The organism is Rhodococcus sp. 852002-51564_SCH6189132-a (genome assembly GCF_001665495.1).
Classification (GTDB): Bacteria; Actinomycetota; Actinomycetes; order Mycobacteriales; family Mycobacteriaceae; genus Rhodococcus; species Rhodococcus pyridinivorans.
Map to the genome: position 1 here is coordinate 65,221 of NZ_LZMJ01000066.1, position 17,102 is coordinate 82,322.

Genomic DNA, 17,102 nt, shown 5'->3' on the forward strand with positions numbered 1-17,102 from the left:
AGCCGATGCCGAGAAGGACAGGCACTTCACAGCCCGAGATCTGTCCGGAACCGAGTTCTCACATGTGGGATCCGGTGACCGGGTCGCGGTCCACCTGCCGTTCCGCCTCCGACGCCCACTGCCCGAGCCGGGCGTCGCGCACGGCGTCCTCCGGGTCGGAGGCGAGCAGCAGCGCGGTGATCGGCACGGCCAGGACGATGATGCCGAGGACGAACGCAGGGAACAGCAGCGACATCACAGTCATGCCTTCGGGCGCGGGCAGGCTCGGATCGAGGGTGACCCGCACGCCGGCCATGCCGGTGTAGTGCAGCGCCACGACCGCGCATCCCATGACGAAGGCCGCGACGACGCGGATCTCGAGACGACGCGTGCGGCGGGCCAGTGCGAGCGCGGCCGTGGAGGCGACGACACCGATGATCACCGAGGCGATCACGTACCCCGTCTCGTGTTCGATCGCGCCCCGGATGCGGATGGCGTACATGCCGCTGTAGTGCATCATGCTGACGGCGGCGCCCATGAGCAGACCGCCGATGAGCAACCGCACCGATTCGGGAATGCGGTGCTTGCTGACGTCGTGCACGTCGGCGATCCGCAGACCCACGAGGGTCGCGACGACGGCGAGCACGACAGAGAAGACCGTCGGTGCCAGTTCGTATCGGATGGTCGTACCCGGCACGGAGAAGCCCATCATGCCGATGAAGTGCATGAGCCAGATGCCCACGCCGCCGATGGACAACGACGCCATGAGGAGCCACCAGTTACCGCTGCGCCGCGGCTCTTCGAGCGACCGCCGGACACAGGACAATCCGACGAAGGAACCCATCACAGCGGTGGCGTAGGAGAGGAGGAAAACCCACATCCCCATGGAGAAGTGGTGTACGTCGTGCGACACGTGAGGTCCTCACAGCGGCGCGCTGTCACCACCGCGCTCGGAGGGCACGCGCCACGACCTACCCGATGCGGGCTGCACCCCGACTTTCCAGCAGCGTAAGCGAGCTTATCGCGCTGTGGGTGTTCACATCACATCACCGTTTCACATGTCGCCCGTAAGGACGGGAGACCGTCTCGGGGCCGTCCCCACCGAGCCAGATCGCCATCTCCCGCTCCTGCTCGAGGTCCTGTGTGCTCGCCGATGCCATCAGAGCTACGACCGGCACCGCGAGCAGCGCGACACCGATGATGAATCCAGGGAACAGCAGGGTCATGATGGTCATCCCCTCCGGATTCGGAGCGGACGGATCGACGGTCACCGCGATCCCGGCCATGCCCGTGTAGTGCAGTGCCACCACGGCGCATCCCATGACGGCGGCGGCCGGGATCCGCACGGCCGGCCGTTCCGCGACCCGCGACAGCCACAACGCGACGATCGACGCGACGACACCGATCGCGACGGACGCCGCGACGTACGACCGTCCCTGCTCGAGTTCGCCCTGGATCCGCACCGCGGCCATGCCGCTGTAGTGCATGCCGGCGACCGCGAAGCCCATGATCACGCCGCCGACGAGAAGCCGGACATCCGACGGCAACCCACGGATCCACTGCACGTCGGTGTCGAGGATCCGCAATCCGACCAGCGTGGCCGTCACGGCGAGCGCGACCGACAGCAGCGTCAGTCCGAGGTCGTAACGGATCGCGGAACCGGGTACGTCGAAGCCCATCATCCCGATGAAGTGCATCAACCAGATTCCGACGCCCCCGATGGACAGGGCTGCCATGAGTGTCCATCGGGTCCGGGCGACCGACGTCCATGCGTTCGCAGCCTTGCGCGCGCAGGACAGACCGGCATAGCACCCCACTGCGGACGTGATGTAGGCGAGTGCGAAAAGCCAACCGCCCATGGAAAAATGGTGAACCTCGTGCGACATGTTGCCCCCCCAGGAAGCGGCACGCACGGCACATCGATCCGTGTCGTGCCGAGTAGACCGACAGCGACCCCCGACGCTGCACAGAAGACTACTCCACTTCCGGGATTTCAACCAGATATGTTGACTTACAACATGTTCGGACGATATTCAGAAGGTCCGACCGTCGACGGGATCTACCGGGCCGTCGGCCGCCCACCGCTCGGATTCCTCTTCCAGTTCCGCCGCAAGACGATCCGGGGCCTGGAGCACCAGGACGATCGGAACGGCCAGCAGCAACAGGCCTACGACGAAGAGCGGGAAGAGAATGGAGAAGACCTCGATCCCACCGGAAACCACCACGGCGGGGTCGATCTCCACACGGACCGACGCGGCGGCGAGGAAGTGCACCGCGATCACGGCGACGCCGGCCAACGCGCTGCTCAGCAGGCGCTTGGGCCACGTGTCCGCCGTCTTCACCTGGGCCAGGAAGCCCACGGCCGTCGCGATCGCCAGCCCCACCGCTGCGGCGACCCAGAGCGGATCGAAGGTCAGCGATCCCTGGATCCGCACCGCTGCGAGGACCGAGAACGGCGCGCCCGCAAGGCCGGCGCCCAGCACGAGAGCACCCGTGACCGTCCGGGCGAGGGTGGCGGGAGCGTTGTCCGGGATCGCGACGAGCAGCGCCACGTACACCGACACCAGCGCGACGAGCATCGAGAACACGATGGTGACGGTGTCGAACCGCACCACACTGTCCTCGACGTTGAAGCCCGCCATCGGAAGGAACATAGCGAGCCAGACACCGACGCCACCGCTCACCAGGGCAGCGAGAATCATCCAGTACGAACGCAATCGGTCGCTGGAGGTGGTACGGACCCGTCGAGCACCGGTGACCCCGATGAACACCCCGATCGCCGAGGTCAGATAGGCGAGGACCGTGACCCACGAGCCCATCGTGAAGAGTTCGAGGCCCTCCCCCATTACTGGGTCACCGGCTGGTGCAGCTTCCGCAGAGCGTATTCGGTGACGGTGACCAGGGCCTGCTTCGCCGACTCACGTGCTCGCGCATCGATCGACACGATCGGCACATCCGCCGAGATCGCCATCGCCTGACGGATGTCCTCGAGCGGGTACCGGGGAGCATCGTCGAATTCGTTGATGGCGACGATGAACGGGAGATTGCGCGCCTCGAAGAAGTCGACGGCGGCGAAGCTCTCATCCAGGCGACGCGTATCGATCAGCACGATCGCCCCGATGGCGCCGCGGATCAGGTCGTCCCACATGAACCAGAAGCGGTGCTGTCCGGGCGTGCCGAACAGGTAGAGGACGAGGTCGTCGGCCAGACTGATACGACCGAAGTCCATGGCGACCGTGGTGGTCGCCTTCTGCGGTGTCGCAGAGAGGTTGTCGACGCCGTCGCTGGCGTTCGTCACGAGCGCCTCGGTACGAAGCGGCACGATTTCCGACACCGTCCCGACCAGAGTCGTCTTACCGACGCCGAAGCCTCCGGCGATCACGATCTTGGTCGAGGTCACGCGCTTCGTGGCGTTAGAGTTCGCGAAGTCCACTGAGGACCCTTTCAATCAGCTCACGACGCTCCGCGTCGCTCGAATCGTCTTTCAGCGTGGCCAGGATCTGTACGTGTCCGGCTTCGACGAGATCGGCGACGAGCACGCGTGCCACGCCGATCGGCACCCCCACGCGCGCGGCGATCTCCGCGACGGAGGGTGATTCCTTGCACAGCTCCAGGATCGTGGCATTGATGTTGTCCAGATCCCGGGACCGATCGTCGGTTCCCGGAATGGCCTGGATGAGCGCCTCCAACGCCAGTTCGACCGCAGGACTCGTACGTCCCGAAGTCAGGGAGTAGGGCCGGACCAGACTGGGCTGATCCGGCACGGACTCCGGCTTCCGCGATTCCATGGCCACCTCGACGTCAGGACCCTAGACCGACCCGCGGGGTGGCTTCGACCGAAGCACCCACTCGATCGACCAAGAGCGCCATCTCGTAACCGACCTGTCCGATGTCGCACTCGGAGGCGGTCAGAGCCGCCAGGTGCGAGCCGTCGCCGACGCTCATCAGCAGCAAGTAGCCGTGCTGCATCTCCACGACGGACTGCAGCACACCCCCACCGTCGAACAGCTGCGACACACCGTTGGACAGGCTGGCCAGACCCGAGGTCACCGCAGCGAGCTGCTCGGCACGATCCACCGGGAGGTGGGCGCTGGCGGCCATGAGCAGACCGTCGGCGGACACGAGCACGGCATGCGAGACACCCGGGACTTCGCGCGCGAAGTTGGAAACCAACCAGTCCAATGGACGAGCTGCGTCGGATCCATGATCAATATTCATCGAACTCCCTGTTCGTCGTTCTCGCGATTGCTGGAATTCGCCGAGGCGCGTCCGTTGCGGACACCCTGCTGATGGCGGCTCAAGTTGGCCCGGATGGCTTCCGGGTCTCGACGTCGAATGGTCCTCGGCAGCTCACCCGTTGCCGGTGCCCGAACAGCACCCGGCACCAGACGCTCGCCGGGAGCGCGCCGAGGAAGACCCGCGGTGGTGTGCTCCTCCACGGGGGACTCGGTAGCACGCTGTGCGGCTTCCCAACCCGCGTCCGCCGCGGAGTGCCACTCCCGCTTCCTGCGGTCCTCCGGAAGGCTCGTCGGGTCGACGAGCCAGTCCGACATCATCGTGGTGAAGATCGGGGTGTTCGCCGGCTGCGGACGGGCCGACGCGAGGTCGGACCGCGGCTGGAAGAACGATGCGGTCTTCGCCGAGTTGGTCCGGTAGCGATGGCGGGCCGCCTGCTGCGCGTCGCTGTGCGGCGAGACGGAGCCACCGTCGGCGATGCTCGGGCCGGAGACCGCTGCGGCCGAATCGGGTTCGGAAGCGTTGGTCGACGCAGCGGGTTGCTGCGGAAGCCCCGGCGTGCTGCCCGGCTGACGACGCGGCAGACCGGGCGTGCTTCCCGGACGACGCTGCGGGAAACCCGTCGAGGGTTCCTGCTGCCGACGGTCCGCATCCTGCTCGGGGGCGCGCTGTGCGTCCGGCGCGGGGGCGCGCTGTGGCAGGTCGGGACGGTTCGGTGTGTCCGAGCGACCCGCGGCGTCGCCACCTGCGAGCGGTCCCGCCGACGGCTGTTGCTGCGGCCGGTTCTGCGGAACGGACGGGGACGATCCGGAAGCCCGTCCCGGCAGGCCGGGAGTCGCGCCCGGCCGACGCTGCGGAAGACCGGGGGACGCGGGTCGCTGCTGCGGGGCGGGTGCACGATGCGCCGAACCCTGCTGGGGCTCACGGACCGGCAAGGACTGCGACTGCGACTGCTGGGAGTCCGTCGGCGACAGGCCCGGTGTGGCACCGGGACGACGCTGCGGAAGACCCGAAAGCCCATCCTGGCGAGACCGATCGGCGTCGGGTCGTGGCCCGGCACCGTTGCGGCCGTCGCCGTTGCGGCCGTCGAGCGGGTGACCGTTGGTCTCGTCCGGCCCGCGACGAGGACCGCGCGGAGGCAGCGACGACGCGAAGGCTGCTGCGGCGTCCGGCTCGATCCGGCGCGGCTGCGGCGACCGGGGTGGAGTCGGGAGACCAGGCGTCTCGCCCGGCTGACGCGTGGGCAGACCCGGAGTTCCACCCGGGCGACGCTGCGGAAGACCCGACGGGCCGAACTCGCGGGATGCCGGCGGTGCCTGATTGTCGCGCTGCGGCTCGTCGCGTCGCTCGTCGTCGTAGGACGGCTCCGCATCCCATGCGGCGGAAGCGCTCTCGTCGACATCGGCGGCGTAACCATTGTTCGCGTAGCCGTTGTCGTAGGCATCGTCGGACTCGTCCGCACGGACATCGTCGGCGGAGTCGAGCGACTGCGAGGACGCGTACTCGTGCCGGTCGTCGGCCGCGGGCAGACCCTGCGGGGCGACGGGCGCCGAGAGCGCCTGCCGTGCCGAGTACTCCTCCGCTTCGATCTCGATGCGCGGCTGGGGACCGGTGTGCGACAACGCCAACGGGGAGACCAGCAGGACGTCCGGGATGTGGACGCTCGCGGTGATACCCGGGTTGCGCGCGGTGTCGAAGGTCGGGCGCAGGCGCACGGTGAGACCGTGCCGCTCGGCCAGTCGCGAGACCACGAACAGACCCATGTGGCGTGCGGTGTCGGGACCGACCTCGCCGCCCTTGGCGAGACGCTGGTTGATGGACTCGAGTTCGTCGGCCGGGATACCGATACCGCGGTCGGCGATCTCGACGAGCAGGCCACCGTCGACGGCTCGCGCGAAGCTGAAGGTGACGTTGCTGTCGGGCGGCGACGCGCGCAGCGAGTTGTCGACCAGCTCGGCGAGCAGATGCACGATGTCGGTCGCGACCGCGCCGCTGAGGGCACCGTCGGGAGTCGAACCGATCTGCACGCGCTGGTAGTCTTCGACCTCCGACATCGCGGCGCGCAGGATGTCGCCGAGCTGCACGGGCGCGGAGTGACCGCGGCGCGTGCGGGTACCGGAGAGAATCAGCAGGTTGTCGCCGTTCCGGCGCATACGCGCGGCGAGGTGGTCGAGGCGGAACAGGCTCTCGAGTCGGGCCGGATCCTTCTCCTCGTACTCGAGTCGTTCGATGAGGCCGAGCTGCTGCTCGACGAGCGACTTGGAGCGACGTGCGAGTGTCTCGAACATGTCGCTGATCTGCAGGCGGAGGTGTGCCTGCTCGCCGGCGAGACGCAGTGCCTGCCCGTGCATGTCGTCGACGGCGCGGGCGAGCTGACCGATCTCCTCGGTGGTGTGCACCGGGACTCGGGTGAACTCGATATCCTCGATGTTGTCGCCGACCTTGATGCGGTCGATGGCCTCGGGCAGCTCCTGCCGCGCGACCTTCAGCGTGCCGTAACGCAGGCGGCGGATCGGGCCGACCAGTGAGCGGGACACGAGCAATGCGAGCACGAGGGCTGCGAGCAGGGCTGCGAGCACGATCGCGGTGTCGCGGAGAGCGGCCGAGCGGGTTTCCGCGGCGCGGTCCTGAATCGTGGTGCTGACCTGCGACGACGCTTCGTCGATGATGGTGCCGTAGATGTCGACACTGTCGAGCAGCGACGCGCGGATGTCGAGGATCGGGAGCGGACCGGAACCGGCCGCGTCGACCATGTCGGCACGTTCCTGGACGCCGGCCCGCAGTTCGGCGATCTGCTGATCGGCCATCAGGTAGGAGCGGGCGAGCAGGTCGAGCATCGCGAGCTCGGCGCCGGAGGCGGACACCAGCGCGGTGCCCGGCTGGGTCGGGTCGTCGATCAGCTGGAGCAGACCGAGAACCTGACCGAAGAGGTAGCGCTGCGAGTACCACGCGTTGATCAGCTGGTCGCCGTAGCCGATGATCTCGCGATCGTCGACCTCGCCGAGGATGGCCTCGACGACACGGTTGAGGCTGTCGCGCACCTCGTTGGTGACGGCACCGATCTCCTCGATCGGCACCGGACCCGCCTGAATCTTCGTGTAGAGCGACTGGGCCGTGGCGGCGGTGCGGCTGAGGTCGGCGGTCACGGCGGGATCGAGCTCGGGGTTCTCCGTGATCGCGGCGATCGTGCCGAAAGCGTCACCGAGAGCCGCCATTTCCTCGGGGGTCGCCGTTCCGACCGCGGCATCCGCGGTGGCGGTGGCGAACGCCGTCGAGAAATCCACGATGTCCGGCACGGCTGCGACCTGATCGGCTGCGGACGAGAAGTGGACGGCGTTGCTGAGCTCGTTCTCGACCCGAAGACCACCGAGGACCATTGCCACAGTCACGGGGACAGCGAGAACGGCGGTGACCTTCCTGCGAAGACCCCACCCCTCGATGTTCCACCACCGCTGCTGGGGCGGCGACTTGTCACTCATGGATCACAGCTCTCCTTCCACCCCGTCCGCGCCGGGCGACGAACACCAGTCGGCACTGCACTCCGTTGAGCGCGTTTTCGATCGAGTGCAGTCGAACGAGACGTTTCGGGTGAGGGCACCATATCGGGACATACAGCGGATACGGAAGAGTGAGTTCTTCCCGTACCCCGCGCTGCCCCAGCCCCCTCGTCGGCAGCCACACGTACAGATGGCCGATAGAAGTGTACTCACGAGTAACGAAGAAGGCTAACGGCCCTGCCCACTTCCGGGCGCACGACATGCGAATCCCCGCCGTGATGTACGACACAGCGGGGATTCGCATGCAGTTCTCCGGCGCTGCCGGCCGTGATCAGACGTCGAGGAAGCGGACATCCTTCGCGTTACGGGTGATGAAGCTCCGTCGTGCCGCGACGTCCTCACCCATCAGAACGCTGAACAGCTCGTCGGCGGCAGCGGCGTCGTCAAGGGTCACCTGACGCAGGACGCGGACGCTCGGATCCATGGTGGTCTCCCACAGCTCTTTGGCGTTCATTTCACCGAGGCCCTTGTAGCGCTGGATGCCGTCGTCCTTGTTGATCCTCTTGCCGGCCTTCAGACCCGCCTCGAGCAGGGCGTCGCGCTCGCGGTCGGAGTACGCGAACTCCGGCTCGCTGCGCTGCCACTTGAGCTTGTACAGCGGCGGCTGCGCCAGGAAGACGTGGCCTTCCTCGACCAGCGGCCGCATGAAGCGGAAGAGCAGCGTGAGCAGCAGCGTCGCGATGTGCTGACCGTCGACGTCGGCGTCGGCCATCAGGACGATCTTGTGGTACCGCAGCTTCGAGATGTCGAATTCCTCGTGGATGCCGGTACCGAACGCCGTGATGATCGACTGGACCTCGGCGTTCTTGAGGACCTTGTCGATCCGGGCCTTCTCGACGTTGATGATCTTGCCGCGCAGCGGAAGGATCGCCTGGTACATCGAGTCGCGACCCGACTTGGCGGAGCCACCCGCGGAGTCGCCCTCCACGATGTAGATCTCACACTTGCTCGGGTCCTTCGATCGGCAGTCGGCGAGCTTGCCGGGCAGACCACCGATGTCGGTCGCGCTCTTGCGGCGGACGAGCTCGCGCGCCTTACGAGCGGCGACACGCGCGTGCGCCGACGACACGGCCTTGGTGACGATCGTCTTCGCGTCGGCCGGGTTGGCCTCGAACCAGTGCGAGATGTGCTCGTTGCACGCCTTCTGCACGAAGGACTTCACCTCGGTGTTGCCGAGCTTGGTCTTCGTCTGGCCCTCGAACTGCGGCTCAGCGACCTTGACGGAGATGATCGCCGCGAGACCCTCACGGATGTCGTCACCCGTGAGGTTCGGGTCCTTCTCCTTGAGGAGTTTCTTGTCCTTCGCGTAGCGGTTGACGACCGTGGTCAGCGCCGCACGGAAGCCTTCCTCGTGCGTACCGCCCTCGTGGGTGTTGATGGTGTTGGCGAAAGTGTGGACGGACTCGGAGTAACCCGAGTTCCACTGCATCGCGACCTCGAGTTCGTGGCCGGTGCCCTTGGCGGTGAACCCGACGACGGAGTTGTGGATCGGCGACTTCGTGCGGTTGATGTGGCGCACGTAGTCCTCGAGACCACCCGGGTAGTGGTAGGTGCGGACCTTGACCTTGTGCACCTCGGGCTCGGTTGCCTCGACGGCCTGGTCCTCGGCGGTCTTCGGCGCCTCGGCGGTCTCCGGGACGTCCTCGTCGGTGACCTCTTCGGGAGCGACCCGCTCGTCGGTGAGAGTAATGGTCAGTCCCTTGTTGAGGAACGCCATCTCCTGCAGGCGACGCGCGACGGTCTCGAAGTTGAACGTCGTGGTCTCGAAGATCTCCGGGTCCGGCCAGAAGCGGACGGTGGTACCGGTCTGCTTGGTGGCCTCACCGCGGACGAGCTCGCCCGGCTTCGAGGCGGTATACGTCTGCTCCCAGTGGTAGCCGTCGTTGTCGATCTCGACCTCGAGGGTTGTGGACAGGGCGTTCACCACGGAGATACCGACACCGTGCAGACCGCCGGAGACGGCGTAGGCATCGGAGTCGAACTTGCCACCCGCGTGGAGCTGGGTGAGGACGACCTCGACGGTGGGCACACCGGAGGCGTGCATACCGACGGGGATACCGCGACCGTCGTCGACGACCTGGACACCGCCGTCGGCGAGGAGGGTGACCTCCACCTTCGACGCGTAACCGGCCATGGCCTCGTCGACGGAGTTGTCGACGACCTCCCAGATCAGGTGGTGCAGGCCACGCTCTCCGGTGGAACCGATGTACATACCGGGGCGCTTGCGCACCGCCTCGAGACCCTCGAGGACGGTGATGGACGACGCACCGTACTCACTCTTGTTGTTGTTCGACTTCTGGGCAGCCACGGGTGGGTAGCTCTCCTTCTCCGATCGGCCCCGCGCACGCGCGCGACGCATTCCTGTCCATCCTACGTGCCCGTGAGCCTTGCGCCGGGGCGGACACGAAAGCGGGCGTTCCGTACCGCTGACGTCCCCGTAGCGGCCTCTTCGCGACCCGGACAACGTGATTTCCTACGCGCTCCGATTTTCGCCCCTCGTACGGGCCGGGAGCGAGCCCGGGATCACCCGTAGGTGTCGCGCGGTCCGCGGCCGCGGATGTGGCGTTCGCCTTTCCGCCAGCTCGGAGCCGTCGGGCCGGTGATCCGCAGTTCCTTGACCACCCCGTGCCCCACGGCCGCGGCGATCTTGGCGAGAATCTGCGATTGCATCATCCGCAGCTGGGTCGCCCAGGCGGTCGACTCGGCCGAGACGTGCAGGATCCCGTCGCGCAGTGTGGTCGGCTGGGCATGGCTCGCGATGTCGTCGCCGACGACCCGCGCCCAGCTTCCCATGACGGTGCCCTCGGACACGTGCGCCGACCAGCCCCGCTGTTTGGACAGCGACTGCGCGAGCGAACCGAGGGTCTGGGGATCGCGGTCGTCCGGCCCGGGCCCCGACCAGCCACGACGTCGGCGTTTCGGGCGCAGCGGCCCGCGCGACGCGCGTCCCTGGCCGACGGCCTTACCGCTCGCCTTGGCGGCAGCTCGAGCCTCCTCGAGCGCGCGGCGGGCCAGATCGATGCCCTTCGGCTCCGGCTCGTCCGCGCTGCGCTCCGGCCCGGCACCGCGTTCGGGACCTGCTTGTTCGTCGTTCATCCGACCTCCCCGGTGAGCGGGTCCGTCTCCCGTTGCACCGATCCCAGCACAGAGATACGACCTTCTTCGGTGTCCTCGGCATGCACGGGGTATCGGGCGCCGTTCAGTTCGGCCGGCACGTCCTCCGGCACGGCCGCCGTGATCAGCACCTGTTCGGCGGTCGCGGCGACCTCGGCGAGGGCGGAGCGGCGCCGTCGGTCGAGTTCGGCGAAGACGTCGTCGAGCATGAGAACGGGATCGGTGCCGTCGGTGCGGAGCAGGGCGAATGCCCCGAGCCGCAGTGCGAGCGCGAACGACCACGATTCGCCGTGGCTCGCATAGCCTTTCGCGGGTTCGGCACCGAGCGTCAGGTCGAGATCGTCGCGGTGGGGTCCGACGAGGCAGACGCCGCGTTCGATCTCCTTCGACCGCACCTCCGTGAGGCGGTGGAGGAAGACGGTCTCGAGAAACTCCCGGTCGTCGGGCGCGGGCGTGCGGGCCGGGTCGGAGAACTCCGGCGGCAGCGCGTCGGCCAGGCTGCTGCGATAACGCAGGCTCGCCGGACGCGACTCGGGTGCGATCGACCGGTACGCCTCGGACACGTGCGGGGCCAGTTCGTGCAGCAACGCGATGCGCGCGGCGAGCAGCTCGGCTCCGTGGGCCGCGAGATGACCGTCCCACACGTCGAGGGTCGCCAGAGCGCCCGCCCCGTCGCTCGAGCGACTCCCTCGCCGCAGTGCTCCCCCCGCGGTCTTGAGCAGGGCGGATCGCTGGCGCAGCACCTTGTCGTAGTCGGCCCGAACCCCGCTCATCCGCGGGAAACGCGTGCTGAGCAGTTCGTCGAGGAACCGCCGGCGATCACCCGGGTCGCCGCGCACGAGCGACAGATCCTCCGGGGCGAAGAGCACCGTGCGGAGGATGCCGAGGATCTCTCGAGGACGCCGGGCGGGCGACTGATTGATCCGCGCCCGGTTCTGCTTGCCCTCGTTGATCTCGATGTCGATACCGAGCTCACGACCGTTGTTGACGACCAGCGCCCCGGCGAACGCCCGCGACGTGCCGGCCCACAGCAGCGGGCCGTCGGAGGACACCCGGTGCGACGACAGCGTCGACAGATATCCGAGGGCCTCGAGCAGATTGGTCTTCCCGTGTCCGTTGCGCCCGACGAAGACCGTCGCCCCCGGAGTGAGGTCGACGGAAACCGTTCTCCACGAACGGAAGTCGCGCAGCGAGAAGGTGCGAACGTACACGGGGGTCCAGTCTCGGGGCCGGTCAGCCCGGCAGGCGCACCGGCATCAGAAGATAGGTGTAATCGCTGTCCGGAGCGGCGAACGTACCCGAGGAATCCGGCACGGGCTCCTCGTCGAGCGCCGGCCGCAGCACGGCCGGACGACTCGAAGTGGTGAACCCGAACGAGACCTTGTCGGTGTGCAGCGACGTCAGACCGTCGAGCAGGTAGCCGGGGTTGAACGCGATGATCAGCGGCTCACCGAAGAACTCCGCGGGATGCGATTCCTCGGCGCGGCCGGCGTCGTCGCCACCGGCGGACAGCATCACGCTGCCCTCGGTGAACTCGAGTCGGACCTGCGCACCGCGCTCGGCGACCAGCGCGACACGCTTGATCGCGTCGACCAACGGTGCGATTTCGACGGTCGCCATCGCGGTGTGCTCGTTGGGGAGCAACTGGCGGAACTTGGGGAATTCGGCGTCGAGCAGGCGCGTGGTGGTGCGGCGACCTTCGGCGACGATGCCGAGCAGGCCCTCGGCGCCCACCGACGACCCGCTGCCGAGCGCGAGCTGGACCGGGGAGTTGGACGACCCGCCAACAGTTTTCGCGGCCTCGGAGAGGGTCTTTGCGGGCACGAGCACGGCCGAGCTGGTGGACTCCGCGGTGGGCATCCACTCGAGCTTGCGCACTGCGAGACGGAAACGGTCGGTGGCAGCGAGCACCATGTCGGTGCCCTCGATCTCCACTCGGATGCCCGTGAGCATGGGAAGCGTGTCGTCCTTGCCGGCGGCGACGGCGACCTGGCTGATGGCCTCGGCGAACAGATCGCCGGAGAGTGCACCGGTCTGCTGCGGGAGCGCGGGCAGCTGCGGGTAGTCCTCCACAGGCATGGTGGGGAGCGAGAACTTGGCGCTACCGCACGTGATGAGCACACGGGTGCCGTCGAGCACGACATCCACAGGCTTGTGGGGCAACGCGCGGGTGATGTCGGCGAGCAGCTTGCCGGACACCAGCACCTGACCGGGGGTGATGACCTCGGCCGAGACGTGGACCTGCGCGGATACCTCGTAATCGAAGCCCGAGACCGTCAGCCCGCGTTCGTCCGCTCCGAGCAGGACACCGCCCAGGACGGGAACGGGGGGTCGCGACGGAAGGCTTCGGGCAACCCATGCAACGGAATCAGCGAAGTCCTCGCGAGGCACACGAAACTTCATACTTCCCAGCTCCATCGCCCGGTGGATCCCTTCGATCGTGGTCTCGACAAGTCTACGAAGTCTGTCACAGAACCCCGACACCGATGAGAGCGGAGCCGGGGGATGCGGGTCCACGTTATGCCTTCCCTCGCTGCTTGGAAAGCCGGGAGGCTCGAGGCGTGAGCCTCATTCGAGGGCCTGTGGACCGACGCTCTCCACACACCTGTTTTGAAAGAAGATTTCTGAAGAGAACTCACAGAAGTAGTAATAGGGCCTGTGGAATCTGTGGACGAACGACCGTCTAGGCTGGTGGGGCAACGTTCTCGAGGGCGTCGAACTCGAGGATGAACTCGAGGAGTTCTCGAGGATGAATGTGGATTCCTCGAGACTGTTCATTCTTTGTCCACCGTTCGTCCACAAAGATCCCACGTTCTGCACACCCTTGTCCACAGGTGTGGGGACCGGAAATTTCTCGAGATACGGGACAGGGAGCGCCCTGTGGACGCTCCCTGTGGATGGAAACTCGAGGCTCGAGGAATCAGCGCTTGGACCGCTGTTTGATACGCGCGGTGAGCTCCTGCACCTGGTCGTAGACCTTGCGACGCTCGGTCATCTCCTTGCGAATCTTCTTGTCCGCGTACATGACTGTGGTGTGGTCGCGACCGAAGGTCTGCCCGATCTTCGGCAGCGACAGGTCGGTGAGCTCGCGGCACAGATACATCGCGATCTGGCGGGCCTGCGCCAGCGGCCGTGCCTTTCCGGGCCCGCACAGGTCGTCTATCGACGTCCCGAAGTACTCCGCGGTCACAGCCATGATCGTGGCGGCATTGATCTCGAGAGCCGAGGAATCCGGCATCAGATCCCGCAGCACGACCTCGGCGAGGGTGAGATCGAGCGGCTGCCTGTTGAGCGACGCGAAGGCCGTCACACGGATCAGGGCACCCTCGAGTTCGCGGATATTGCGTTCGATCCGGCTCGCGATCAGCTCGAGCACGTCGTGCGGCACGTTCAGACCGTCCATGCGCGCCTTCTTCGACAGGATCGCGATGCGCGTCTCGAGTTCCGGCGGCTGGACGTCGGTGATCAGGCCCCACTCGAACCGGGTCCGCAGTCGTTCCTCGAGCGTCGCGAGCTGCTTGGGCGGCCGGTCGGACGAGACGACGATCTGCTTGTTGGCGTTGTGGAGGGTGTTGAAAGTGTGGAAGAACTCCTCCTGGATGCCTTCCTTGCCCTCGATGAACTGGATGTCGTCGACGAGGAGGATGTCGGTCTCGCGGTAGCGCCGCTTGAACGCGACCTTGCGGTCGTCGCGGAGGCTGTTGATGAAGTCGTTCGTGAACTCCTCGGTGGAGACGTACTTCACCCGCATGCCCGGGAAGAGGCGCTGTGCATAGTGGCCGGCGGCGTGCAGCAGATGGGTCTTCCCCAGGCCCGAGGCGCCCCAGATGAACAGGGGGTTGTAGGCGCGCGCCGGTGCCTCGGCGATGGCCACCGCCGCGGCGTGCGCGAACCGGTTCGACGCACCGATCACGAAGGTGTCGAAGGTGTACTTCGCGTTGAGGCTGCTGCTGCCGATGGGCGGCGTCTCGGGCGGCGGGGGCTGGGTGAAATAGGACGGCCACGACTCGCGGACGGCGGTCATCGCCTCCCGGTCGTCGTCGACCTCCTCGAGTTCGCCGTGGTCGGCCTCGAGCATGTCGTGCTCGCGCGAGGAGATCAGGCGTCGCCGATAGGCCGCACCCTCACCGGGAAGCATGCCGTCCCGGGTGAATCCCCCGTCCATCGGCCCGACGCCGTCCCTGGCCACAGCCCCGTCCCGCGCGCCGGCGACATCCCGGGGCATCGGAGGGTCGCGACGCAGATCACGGCTGCGGGGCTCTGCCGTGCGCGGGTCACGGCTGCGGGGCTCTGCCGTGCGCGGGTCACGGCTGCGGAGCTCTGCCGTGCGCGGGTCACGGCTGCGGAGCTCTGCCGTGCGCGGATTCACAGGCTGTGCATCTTCCGGCAGACCCTCGAGGGGGAGCGTGTCGCGGGGTTCGGCGTAGGGATCCTCGGCGGGGTCGTCCATGCGTTCCCGCGGTTCGACACGCACACCGAGACCCTCGACCCGGTGACCGAGGTGCCGGTTGAGGGTGCGGAGGATGGGTTCGCGCAGATCGCGTTCGATCGATTGCTGGGCGAGGGTGGACGGCACCGAGAGCAGCGCGAATCCCTGTGCGAGCGTGATCGGTTTTACCAGCGCGAGCCATGCCTTCTGGCTCTTCGTCAGCATTCCGTCGTCGATGGTCAGCTCGGATACGACGTCCGTCCACACATCGGCCAGCGCGTTCGGCTCGTCGCTCACGCAGCTTCCCTCCCTTTGGTCACCGGTTGTCCACACGATTATCCACAGGTGTGGACAACCGGGGGAATCACCCGGTGGATGTGTGGATGGGAGGTGTGTATTCGCTCGGCGGGGCTCGTGGGCCCGGGCGGTCTGCGGGGATCAGTGTGACACACGGTGCGACGCGGTCCGACTCCGTGTTCGGTGAACGCGCCCGGAGAAGCTGCGCGACGACGCCCGAAGAGGCGCGGGGCAGCAGGCCGTCACCGGCCGGCACATCGTCGTCGAACGGAGCGAGACGCGGGACTGCACAGGTAGTCGCGATGCGCCGTCGAAGACATGGCCCAAAGCGTACCCGAGCTGTGCTCCGGATCACATATCTTCTCGGCGAGTAGTTTTCGCCGAACAGGTCCGGCGTGTCGCGTTGATCGGCGCTGTTCGTCGCGGTTTGATTTCGCGCCCGCGTCCGAGTAGCCTCGAACAGTCACTCATACCGAGGTGACGGGTTCGTCCGGCTCGAGTCGAGCAATACGAATCCTGCGAATTCACGTACACGTTGGACGACGGTGCTTGCCGCGCCGTCGCAGAATTATCGAGGAGTGTCGACCGTGGCCAAGGGCAAGCGGACGTTCCAGCCGAACAACCGACGCCGCGCGCGCGTTCACGGCTTCCGTCTCCGGATGCGCACCCGTGCGGGTCGCGCGATCGTTTCGGCGCGTCGCCGTAAGGGCCGCGCTTCTCTCACCGCCTGATTCCCTAACGGGAGCTCGGGGTGCTACCTGAGCCGTATCGACTGCGGCGCCACTCGGATTTCTCGGATACCGTCCGCCGAGGGCGTCGTCAGGGGCGGCGGGATCTGGTCGTTCACGTTCTCGAACGCGATCGCACCGAGTCCTTGGTGAGTGTCGGCGGTCCGCGTTTCGGACTGGTCGTGAGCAAGGCTGTCGGGCCGGCGGTGATTCGACATCGAGTCGCACGCCGGCTTCGTCATATCTGTGCAGGTCTCGTCGAGGCTCTGCCCTCCGAGACCGACATCGTGCTGCGCGCACTACCCGGCGCTGCCATCGCGGATTCCCGTGAGCTCGACAAGCAGGTGCGGTCGGGTCTCACCCGCCTCGGACTGCTCGACGCCGGTGCTTCCGCCTCGCATGGGAGTGCTCGCGCATGACCGAGCCCGAGCGGAGGTCGTGGTGGCGGTCCCTGCGGTCCGCCCCGGCCCGGGCATTGATCTTCTGTATCGAGCTCTATCGCACCTATGTGTCGCCCACACGGATGCCGACCTGTCGATTCACCCCGACTTGTAGCGAGTACGCCGTGGAGGCGCTGCGCACGCGGGGTGTCGTCGTCGGTGCGGTCCTGGCATCGGTGAGACTGCTCAAGTGTGGCCCCTGGCACCCTGGTGGGTGGGATCCGGTACCCGAACGGAAACATCGGTCGTCCCCAGTGGGTACCTGACCAGCCGAGACCCGAGACCGACGCCTCTTCGTGGCGATCATGGACGACCAGAGGAG

15 protein-coding genes are annotated in these 17,102 nt (G+C 67.1%); 3 read left to right on the top strand and 12 right to left on the bottom strand.

Translation table 11 applies throughout. The features are described 5' to 3' along the window. Positions 1–58: 58 nt before the first annotated feature. The 12 genes from A5767_RS15885 to dnaA all read right to left on the bottom strand — a co-directional run bounded on the left by A5767_RS15885 (position 59) and on the right by dnaA (position 15,612). A complete protein-coding gene (locus tag A5767_RS15885; protein WP_231913205.1) occupies positions 59–892 on the bottom strand; it encodes an MHYT domain-containing protein in 834 nt (277 codons plus the stop codon). A 133-nt stretch (positions 893–1,025) separates the two neighbouring features. Continuing rightward, on the bottom strand, positions 1,026–1,865 hold the full coding sequence (locus A5767_RS15890) for an MHYT domain-containing protein (RefSeq protein WP_024102548.1): 840 nt from the start codon (positions 1,863–1,865) through the stop codon (positions 1,026–1,028). A 147-nt stretch (positions 1,866–2,012) separates the two neighbouring features. After that, complete coding sequence (locus tag A5767_RS15895; protein WP_006550920.1) at positions 2,013–2,825, bottom strand: MHYT domain-containing protein; 813 nt, start codon at positions 2,823–2,825, stop codon at positions 2,013–2,015. Beyond that, positions 2,825–3,379: a GTP-binding protein gene (locus A5767_RS15900; RefSeq protein ID WP_024102547.1), complete on the bottom strand. Its 555-nt coding sequence runs from the start codon at positions 3,377–3,379 to the stop codon at positions 2,825–2,827. The genes A5767_RS15895 and A5767_RS15900 overlap by 1 nt, the downstream gene beginning before the upstream one ends. Before the next feature lie 13 nt (positions 3,380–3,392). Then, complete coding sequence (locus A5767_RS15905) at positions 3,393–3,767, bottom strand: DUF742 domain-containing protein (RefSeq protein ID WP_006550918.1); 375 nt, start codon at positions 3,765–3,767, stop codon at positions 3,393–3,395. Between the two features lie 13 nt (positions 3,768–3,780). After that, entirely contained in the window at positions 3,781–4,197 is a 417-nt protein-coding gene (locus A5767_RS15910; protein ID WP_006550917.1) for a roadblock/LC7 domain-containing protein, read from the bottom strand. Next, complete coding sequence (locus A5767_RS15915; RefSeq protein ID WP_064852671.1) at positions 4,194–7,694, bottom strand: ATP-binding protein; 3,501 nt, start codon at positions 7,692–7,694, stop codon at positions 4,194–4,196. The genes A5767_RS15910 and A5767_RS15915 overlap by 4 nt, the downstream gene beginning before the upstream one ends. Positions 7,695–8,043: 349 nt before the next feature. Then, positions 8,044–10,080 carry a DNA topoisomerase (ATP-hydrolyzing) subunit B gene (gene gyrB / locus A5767_RS15920; RefSeq protein ID WP_064852672.1) on the bottom strand — a complete coding sequence of 679 codons (2,037 nt, stop codon included), beginning with the start codon at positions 10,078–10,080 and terminating at the stop codon, positions 8,044–8,046. 215 nt (positions 10,081–10,295) lie between these two features. Further along, positions 10,296–10,868: a DUF721 family protein gene (locus A5767_RS15925; RefSeq protein ID WP_019290471.1), complete on the bottom strand. Its 573-nt coding sequence runs from the start codon at positions 10,866–10,868 to the stop codon at positions 10,296–10,298. Further along, entirely contained in the window at positions 10,865–12,097 is a 1,233-nt protein-coding gene (recF, locus tag A5767_RS15930; RefSeq protein WP_064852673.1) for a DNA replication/repair protein RecF, read from the bottom strand. Before recF ends, A5767_RS15925 begins: the two co-directional genes overlap by 4 nt. 22 nt (positions 12,098–12,119) lie before the next feature. Beyond that, the gene (gene dnaN, locus A5767_RS15935; protein ID WP_024102543.1) at positions 12,120–13,304 is read right to left on the bottom strand and encodes a DNA polymerase III subunit beta; all 1,185 of its coding nucleotides are present in this window, start codon (positions 13,302–13,304) and stop codon (positions 12,120–12,122) included. A gap of 502 nt (positions 13,305–13,806) precedes the next feature. After that, on the bottom strand, positions 13,807–15,612 hold the full coding sequence (dnaA, locus tag A5767_RS15940; protein ID WP_064852674.1) for a chromosomal replication initiator protein DnaA: 1,806 nt from the start codon (positions 15,610–15,612) through the stop codon (positions 13,807–13,809). Between the two features lie 587 nt (positions 15,613–16,199). Here dnaA and rpmH point away from each other — a divergent pair. Genes rpmH through yidD form a run of 3 tightly spaced genes read left to right on the top strand, consistent with a single transcriptional unit; the run spans position 16,200 to position 17,046 of the window. Further along, positions 16,200–16,343, top strand: a complete 144-nt coding sequence (gene rpmH / locus A5767_RS15945; protein WP_006550910.1) for a 50S ribosomal protein L34 — start codon at positions 16,200–16,202, stop codon at positions 16,341–16,343. A gap of 20 nt (positions 16,344–16,363) precedes the next feature. Further along, a complete protein-coding gene (rnpA, locus tag A5767_RS15950) occupies positions 16,364–16,759 on the top strand; it encodes a ribonuclease P protein component (protein ID WP_024102541.1) in 396 nt (131 codons plus the stop codon). Beyond that, a complete protein-coding gene (gene yidD, locus A5767_RS22720; RefSeq protein WP_006550908.1) occupies positions 16,756–17,046 on the top strand; it encodes a membrane protein insertion efficiency factor YidD in 291 nt (96 codons plus the stop codon). The genes rnpA and yidD overlap by 4 nt, the downstream gene beginning before the upstream one ends. Positions 17,047–17,102: the final 56 nt, after the last annotated feature.

Coding starts and splice junctions, on each gene's coding strand:
- A5767_RS15905 (WP_006550918.1), bottom strand. CDS start 3,767: ATGGAATCGCGGAAGCCGGAGTCCGTGCCGGATCAGCCCAGTCTGGTC.
- dnaN (WP_024102543.1), bottom strand. CDS start 13,304: ATGGAGCTGGGAAGTATGAAGTTTCGTGTGCCTCGCGAGGACTTCGCT.
- A5767_RS15925 (WP_019290471.1), bottom strand. CDS start 10,868: ATGAACGACGAACAAGCAGGTCCCGAACGCGGTGCCGGGCCGGAGCGC.
- A5767_RS15895 (WP_006550920.1), bottom strand. CDS start 2,825: ATGGGGGAGGGCCTCGAACTCTTCACGATGGGCTCGTGGGTCACGGTC.
- A5767_RS15910 (WP_006550917.1), bottom strand. CDS start 4,197: ATGAATATTGATCATGGATCCGACGCAGCTCGTCCATTGGACTGGTTG.
- A5767_RS15915 (WP_064852671.1), bottom strand. CDS start 7,694: ATGAGTGACAAGTCGCCGCCCCAGCAGCGGTGGTGGAACATCGAGGGG.
- yidD (WP_006550908.1), top strand. CDS start 16,756: ATGACCGAGCCCGAGCGGAGGTCGTGGTGGCGGTCCCTGCGGTCCGCC.
- A5767_RS15890 (WP_024102548.1), bottom strand. CDS start 1,865: ATGTCGCACGAGGTTCACCATTTTTCCATGGGCGGTTGGCTTTTCGCA.